Raw genomic sequence first — 7300 nt, forward strand, 5'->3', positions numbered from 1 at the left:
AACGCCTTCGATGCGGCCGTTGCGGTGAGTGCCGCGCTCGCCATGGTCGAACCCTTCGGTTCCGGGCTCGGCGGCGGCGGCTTCTGGCTGCTGCATCGCGCCTCCGACGGCTTCGAGGTGGTGGTGGACGGGCGCGAGGTCGCGCCGCTCGCCGCCACTGCCACGATGTATCTCGACGCCGACGGCAGGGCGCTCAAGGAGGAGGCGCTGGTCGGCGCGAAGGCGGCGGCGATTCCCGGCGCGCCCGCCGCCATGGTCTGGATCGCCTGGCGCTACGGCCGGCTGCCGCTCGCCCAGACGCTTGCACCGGCCGTTGCACTGGCACGCGAGGGCTTCGCCGTCGATGCGCGCTATCGCGAGATGGCACGCGCACGCCTGGCGGCGCTTGTGCGCGATCCGGCAGCGGCGGGGATCTTCCTCGATCGAGGTGAGGTCCCCGCCGCAGGCTTCCTCGTCCGTCAGCCGGGGCTCGCGCGCACGCTGCAGGCGCTCGGCGAGCGCGGCCATGCGGGGTTCTACGACGGCGCCGTGGCGGAGGAACTGGTGGCGAGCGTGCGCGCCGGCGGCGGCATCTGGACGCTCGAAGACCTGCACCGTTACCGCATCGAGGAACGCGCGCCGCAGAAGATCCGCTACTTCGATGCGACGATCACCACAGTGCCCTTGCCGTCCGCGGCCGGCCTCACACTGGCACAGGCGCTGAACATCCTGAGCGAATTCCCGCTGACGACCCTGGATGCCGGCACGCGCGCGCACCTCGTCGTCGAGGCGCTGCGGCGCGCCTACCAGGACCGTGCACGCTATCTCGGCGATCCCGCGTTCGTCCAGGTACCCGAAGCGCGGCTTGCCTCGCGCGAGTATGCGGCCGCCCGCGCGAGAGATATCCGCCGCGACCGTGCATCCGCGAGCGCCGAGCTGGGAGCCGCGCGCGAACCGGTTGCCGGCAGCGAGCACACCACGCATTTCTCGATCGTGGACGCGGAAGGCAACCGCGTCGCCGCCACGCTGAGTCTCAACCTTTCCTTCGGCGGCGGCTTCGTCGCCGGTGCTACCGGCGTGCTGTTGAACGACGAAATGGACGACTTCGCGCTGGCGCAGGGCGTGGCGAACGTCTATGAGCTTGTCGGCGGCGAGCCGAACGCGATCGCGCCGGCGAAGCGGCCGCTCTCGTCGATGTCGCCGACCTTCGTCGAAGACGAGCGGGGCGTCCTGGTTCTCGGCACGCCCGGCGGCTCGCGCATCGTGAGCATGGTGCTGCTTAGCATTCTCGACTATCTGCACAACCCGGCTTGGACCCTTGACGGCATGGTCGCTGCGCCGCGCTTTCACCACCAGTTCCTCCCCGACCGCGTGGAGATCGAGCCGGAGGGATTTCCGGCGGCCTGGCGCACGGCACTGGAAGATCGCGGGCATACGGTGTCAGTGGCGCGACGGCCGTGGGGGAACATGCAGGCAGTGCACGTGGAGCACCGCAGCGGTCGCGCACAGGCTGCCGCCGACCCGCGCGGGCAGCTGCAGCCGGTGCCGGCGTTCTGAGCACCGGCATTTGCGGTAGAATCGGGGCCGTTCCGCAGCCCCCTGCGCCGATCCGCGCGTCATGAAGATCACCTTTCTCGAATTCGAACAGCCGATCGCCGAGCTGGAAGCGAAGATCGACGAGCTGCGCTACGTGCAGGAGGACTCGGCGGTCGACATCTCGGAGGAGATCGCGCGCCTGCAGAAGAAGAGTCAGGCGCTCACCAAGGAGATCTACGGCAAGCTGAGCGCATGGCAGATCGCGCAGGTGGCGCGGCATTCGGCGCGGCCGTACACGCTGGATTACGTGCAACGGCTCTGCAGCGACTTCGAGGAACTGCACGGCGATCGCGCGTTCGCGGACGACCCGGCGATTGTCGGCGGTCTCGCGCGCTTCAACGGCCAGTCGGTCATGGTGATCGGTCATCAGAAGGGGCGCGATACCAAGGAGAAGATTCACCGCAACTTCGGCATGCCGAAGCCCGAGGGCTATCGCAAGGCGCTGCGCCTGATGAAGCTCGCCGAGAAGTTCGGCATTCCCGTGCTCACGTTCATCGACACGCCCGGTGCCTATCCGGGGGTCGGCGCGGAAGAGCGCGGACAGTCGGAGGCGATCGGCCGCAACCTCTTCGAGATGGCGCAGCTGCGGGTGCCGACGATCTGCACCGTCATCGGCGAGGGCGGATCCGGCGGTGCGCTCGCGATCGCCGTGGGGGATGTGGTGCAGATGCTTCAGTACGCGACCTATTCCGTCATCTCACCGGAAGGCTGCGCGTCGATTCTCTGGAAGAGTGCGGAGCACGCGCAGGAGGCGGCCGAAGCGCTGGGCATCACGGCCACGCGCCTGAAGACGCTGGGGCTGATCGACCGCATCGTGCCGGAGCCGCTCGGTGGGGCGCACCGCGATTACGAGGCGATGATGGCCAACATGAAGAAGGCGCTCAACGAGGCGCTGCGGCAGGTGCGCGAGAAGACGCTCGACGCCCTTCTGGAGGCTCGCTTCGAGAAGGTGATGGCGTATGGCCGCTTCAAGGAAGTCGAGCCCCAGTGAGGATGAAGGCGCGCTCGTAGCGGAAGTCGGGCGGCATCTCGGCGGCTTTCTTTCGACGGGCGAGACCGTGACGGTCGCGCTCTCCGGCGGCCTCGACTCGGTCGTTCTGCTCGACTGTCTCGTGCGCTTGCGCGAGCGCCGTGCCTTCCCACTCGCAGCGATCCACATCGATCATGGCCTGAGCGCACGCGCAGGCGATTGGGCCGCGTTCTGCCGAAAGCTGTGCGACGGTCACCGTGTGGCGCTCGACGTGGTTCAGGTCCACGTCACGGGAGTGCACGGTGAAGGCGTCGAGGCGGCAGCGCGGCGCGCACGCTATGACGCCTTCCACCGCTGCGTCACGGGGACGCTGGTGCTCGCGCATCATCTCGATGACCAGGCGGAGACCGTCCTGCTGCAGCTGCTGCGCGGTGCGGGGCCGCGCGGGGCCGCGGCCATGCCGTGCGTGCGCAGGGCAGGCAGTCAGTCAGTCAGACTCACACTGGCGCGGCCGCTGCTGGGCGTGTCGCGTTCGCAGTTGCAGGATTACGCGCTCGCACGCGGGGTCGCCTGGGTCGATGACGAGAGCAATGCCGACACGCGGCTCGATCGCAATTTCCTGCGATCACACGTCCTGCCGCTGCTGGCGCAACGCTTCCGCGGATACCGCGCGGCGCTCGGACGTTCCGCGGCGCTCTTCCGGGAGGCATCGACGCTGCTCGATGATCTCGCCATCATCGACGGGCGCGACGCGATGCGCGGCGATTCGCTCGACGCGCGCGTGCTGCGCAGTCTGTCGGAGCCGCGCGCACGCAATCTCCTGCGCTGGTACCTGCGCGAGCAGGGTGTTGCGGCGCCGCCGGCGCGGCGTCTTACCGAGGCCGTTCGTCAACTGCGGCAGGCCGGCGATGATCTCCGCATGCGGGTCGTTCTTCGCAGCGAGGAGCTCTGCTGCGATGCGGGATGGCTGCGCCTGCGCCCGCGCGCCGCAGCGGGAGAAGCTGCAGTGACGTGGCAGGGCGAAGCGGTTCTCAGTGCCCCGGGCGGCGCCGGCGAGGTCCACTTCAGGCATGCCCATGGCGCGGGCATCTCGGCCCGCTCCCTGGCCGGCCGGTGCGTCGAACTGCGTGTGCGGCGGGGCGGAGAGCGCATCCGGCCGGATGCGCGGCGCCCGCGGCGCACGCTCAAGAACCTCCTGCAGGAGCACTGCATCGCGCCGTGGCAGCGGGCGCGGATGCCGCTCCTCTTTTGCGATGAGCATCTCATCTGGGTGCCCGGTATTGGCATCGACTGCGTTTGGCAGGCGGCCGCCGATGAAGCGTCGATTGCCCTGGAGTGGCGCTCGGGGAATGAACGGAGTGGCGCTGCGACGGGTGGGTCGTTACAATCCCCTTAATATTAAGGATCTGCGAAGCCTTGTTCTCGCAGCCACAAGGAGAGAGGGGAAGCACCATGAAGTTCATCACATCGGTCATCATCGCCGTCAGTTTGTTCGTCTCCGGTCAGGTTTTCGCTCAGGAACCGATCGTCATCAAGTTCAGTCACGTCGTCGCCAACGACACCCCGAAGGGGAAGGCCGCCGACTTCTTCGCGAAACGCGCCGGAGAGCTCACCAAGGGCAAGGTCAAGGTCGAGGTCTATGCGAACAGCACGCTCTATAAGGACAAGGAAGAGATGGAGGCGCTGCAGCTCGGTGCCGTGCAGATGCTCGCGCCGTCTCTCGCCAAGTTCGGACCGCTGGGCGTGAAGGAATTCGAAGTCTTCGATCTGCCCTACATCTTCGACGGGTACACGGATCTGCACAAGGTCACCCAGGGGCCAATCGGCCGGCAGCTCCTAGACAAGCTGGAGCCGAAGGGTATCAGGGGTCTGGCCTACTGGGACAACGGCTTCAAGGTGTTCAGCTCGAACAAGCCGATCAAGACCGTGCCGGATTTCAAGGGCCAGAAGATGCGGATCCAGTCGTCCAAGGTCCTCGAAGCGCAAATGCGCGCGCTGAACGCGATCCCGCAGGTCATGGCGTTTTCGGAGGTCTATCAGGCGCTGCAGACGGGCGTGGTCGATGGCACCGAGAATCCGCCGTCGAATCTCTACACCCAGAAAATGTTCGAGGTCCAGAAGCAGGTCGCGCTCACCGACCATGGCTACCTCGGCTACGCCGTGATCACGAACAAGAAGTTCTGGGACGGTCTGCCGGCCGATGTACGCGGCCAGCTCGAGCAAGCGATGAAGGAATCCACCGAGTATGCAAACAAGATCGCCAAGGAAGAGAACGAGCAGTCGATCGCGGCGGTGAAGAAATCGGGCAAGTCCGAAGTCTTCGCACCGAGTGCGGCCGAGAAGACAGCGCTCAAGAAGGCGCTGATTCCGGTGCACCAGGAGGTCGGCGCGCGGGTGGGCAAGGATCTGATCCAGTCGATCTACAAGGAAACTGGTTTCGACCCGGCCAAGCTCTGATCTTCGTGAACGCGCGACGCCCGCTGCACCGCTAAGGTTCAGCGGGCGTTTTTGTATGCGCAGTTCTAACGCTCGGGGGAGAAAAAGCATGTTCATGAAGTTCCTCGACCACCTGGAGGAATGGCTGATTACATTCCTCATGGGGGGCGCGACGCTGATAATTTTCGCTGCCGTCGTGCATCGCTACGCGGCGGGCTCGGCCTGGCTCGGTCCGGTGCAGAACTGGCTGCTCGGTGTCAACATGGGCTGGGCGCAGGAACTTACCATCATCATGTTCGTGTGGATGGCCAAGTTCGGCGCCGCCTACGGCGTTCGCACCGGCATCCACGTCGGCGTCGACGTGTTGATCAATCGGATGAAGGACAGCACCCGGGCAAAGTTCATCGTCTTCGGGCTGCTGGCCGGCGCGCTCTTCACAGGCATCGTCGGCACCCTCGGCGCGACCTTTGTCTGGGAGAACGGTGCCCACTACTGGGTCTTCACGATGCTCGGCCTCGACACGGGCGACCTGCCGGAGGGGCCGACGACGCCCGATCTCGAGTGGCCTACCTGGATCGTCTATTCGGCAGTTCCGTTCGGTTCCTACCTGATGTGCTTCCGGTTCCTTCAGGTGTGCGCAAGCTTCCTGCGCACCGGTGAGCTCCCGCATCACGACCATGGCAAGGTCGAGGGCGTTGAAGAGGAGGTGTCGCTCGAGCCCGGGAAAGAGGACGAGATCTACCGCATGGAGGACGACCTGCACCCGCGCGATCTGCGCAGCGGCAACGAGCGTCGCCAGGTTTCCGACCGCACGCCGCCGCATGGGGCAGAGCGGCGCAGCGGAGCGGATCGCCGCAAGGAACCTCGCCGCGACGGCGACATACCGAGGGGAGGCAAGGGATCATGAATACCGTGATCATCTTCGCGTTGCTGCTCGCCCTCATGCTCACCGGCATGCCGATTTCCATTTCGCTTGGTCTGACGGTGCTGTCCTTCCTGTTCTTCCTGACCCAGGTGCCGATCGAGTCGGTCGCACTCAAGCTCTTCACCGGCATCGAAAAGTTCGAGATCATGGCGATCCCGTTCTTCATCCTGGCGGGCAACTTTCTCACTCACGGCGGGGTGGCGAAGCGCATGATCAACTTCGCCACGTCGATGGTCGGTCACTGGTACGGCGGTCTCGCGCTCGGCGGGGTGCTGGCCTGTGCGCTGTTTGCCGCGGTATCCGGATCCAGTCCGGCGACCGTGGTCGCGATCGGCTCCATCCTGCTGCCGGCGATGGTCAGGGCAGGGTTTCCGAAAAGCTTCGGCGCCGGGGTGATCACGACGTCCGGGGGCCTCGGCATCCTGATTCCGCCGTCGATCGTGATGGTCATGTACTCGGTGTCGACCAACACCTCGGTCGGTGCCTTGTTCATGGCGGGCGTCATTCCCGGGATTGTGCTGGCAACCATGCTCGGCATCACCACCTGGTATCGCGCGCGCACCCGAAACTACCCCCGACAGCCGAAGGCAAGCTGGGCGGAGCGGCTCAAGGCCCTGCGGGATTCCATCTGGGGTCTGCTGCTGATTGTGATCGTGATGGGCGGCATCTACACCGGCATGTTCACGCCGACCGAGGCGGCGGCGATGAGTGCGGTGTGGGCATTCGTCGCGGCGGTGTTCATCTATAAGGACCTCGGTCTCAAGGACGTGCCGCGGGTGCTGCTGTCGTCGGCAAACATGAGCGCGATGCTGCTATACATCATCACCAACGCCGTGCTGTTCTCGTTCCTCATGACCCACGAGAACATCCCGCAGGCGATGGCGGATGCGATGATCGGCACCGGCGTGGGGGTGATCGGCTTTCTGCTCATCGCCAACATCCTGTTGCTGGCTGCCGGCAATTTCATGGAGCCGTCGTCGATCGTGCTGATCCTGGCGCCGATCCTGTTCCCGATCGCGATCAAATTGGGTATCGACCCGGTGCACTTCGGCATCCTGATGGTGGTCAATATGGAAGTCGGCCTGTGCCACCCGCCGGTCGGGCTCAATCTTTACGTCGCGAGCGGTATCACGAAGATGGGTATCACCGAGCTGACCGTCGCAGTCTGGCCGTGGCTGCTCACGATGTTGGTGTTCCTCGTGATCGTCACCTACTGGCCAACGCTGTCGCTATTCCTACCGCGCGCCCTCGGAATGATCAACTGAGCCCGCCGCAAAGGCCCTGAAAAGCCCGGCTGCGGCCGGGCTTTCTTCGTGCATGCAGCCTGCGCCCCGAACCCGAGGCATCCTCCTGCTTCCCATGGTAGAATTTTGAATTTTCTGGTGTTTATACTT

6 protein-coding genes are annotated in these 7300 nt (G+C 65.4%); all 6 read left to right on the forward strand.

The window, feature by feature from the left end; genetic code table 11:
* The coding region (gene ggt, locus JNK68_11430) for a gamma-glutamyltransferase (GenBank protein MBL8540966.1) at window positions 1-1536 on the forward strand (1536 nt) is incomplete at its 5' end.
* Between the two features lie 61 nt (window positions 1537-1597).
* Window positions 1598-2566: an acetyl-CoA carboxylase carboxyltransferase subunit alpha gene (locus JNK68_11435; protein MBL8540967.1), complete on the forward strand. Its 969-nt coding sequence runs from the start codon at window positions 1598-1600 to the stop codon at window positions 2564-2566.
* Entirely contained in the window at window positions 2535-3941 is a 1407-nt protein-coding gene (gene tilS, locus JNK68_11440) for a tRNA lysidine(34) synthetase TilS (protein ID MBL8540968.1), read from the forward strand. The genes JNK68_11435 and tilS overlap by 32 nt, the downstream gene beginning before the upstream one ends.
* Window positions 3942-3997: 56 nt before the next feature.
* Complete coding sequence (locus JNK68_11445; GenBank protein ID MBL8540969.1) at window positions 3998-5002, forward strand: TRAP transporter substrate-binding protein; 1005 nt, start codon at window positions 3998-4000, stop codon at window positions 5000-5002.
* Between the two features lie 94 nt (window positions 5003-5096).
* Window positions 5097-5888: a TRAP transporter small permease gene (locus JNK68_11450; GenBank protein MBL8540970.1), complete on the forward strand. Its 792-nt coding sequence runs from the start codon at window positions 5097-5099 to the stop codon at window positions 5886-5888.
* Window positions 5885-7171 carry a TRAP transporter large permease subunit gene (locus JNK68_11455; protein ID MBL8540971.1) on the forward strand — a complete coding sequence of 429 codons (1287 nt, stop codon included), beginning with the start codon at window positions 5885-5887 and terminating at the stop codon, window positions 7169-7171. The genes JNK68_11450 and JNK68_11455 overlap by 4 nt, the downstream gene beginning before the upstream one ends.
* The last annotated feature ends 129 nt before the right edge of the window (window positions 7172-7300 follow it).

This window comes from Betaproteobacteria bacterium, assembly GCA_016791345.1.
Classification (GTDB): Bacteria; Pseudomonadota; Gammaproteobacteria; order Burkholderiales; family JAEUMW01; genus JAEUMW01.

What these genes read in the sequence shown, in the direction of transcription:
- JNK68_11435 (MBL8540967.1), top strand. Translation starts at nt 1,598, where the DNA reads ATGAAGATCACCTTTCTCGAATTCGAACAGCCGATCGCCGAGCTGGAA.
- tilS (MBL8540968.1), top strand. Translation starts at nt 2,535, where the DNA reads ATGGCCGCTTCAAGGAAGTCGAGCCCCAGTGAGGATGAAGGCGCGCTC.
- JNK68_11445 (MBL8540969.1), top strand. Translation starts at nt 3,998, where the DNA reads ATGAAGTTCATCACATCGGTCATCATCGCCGTCAGTTTGTTCGTCTCC.
- JNK68_11450 (MBL8540970.1), top strand. Translation starts at nt 5,097, where the DNA reads ATGAAGTTCCTCGACCACCTGGAGGAATGGCTGATTACATTCCTCATG.
- JNK68_11455 (MBL8540971.1), top strand. Translation starts at nt 5,885, where the DNA reads ATGAATACCGTGATCATCTTCGCGTTGCTGCTCGCCCTCATGCTCACC.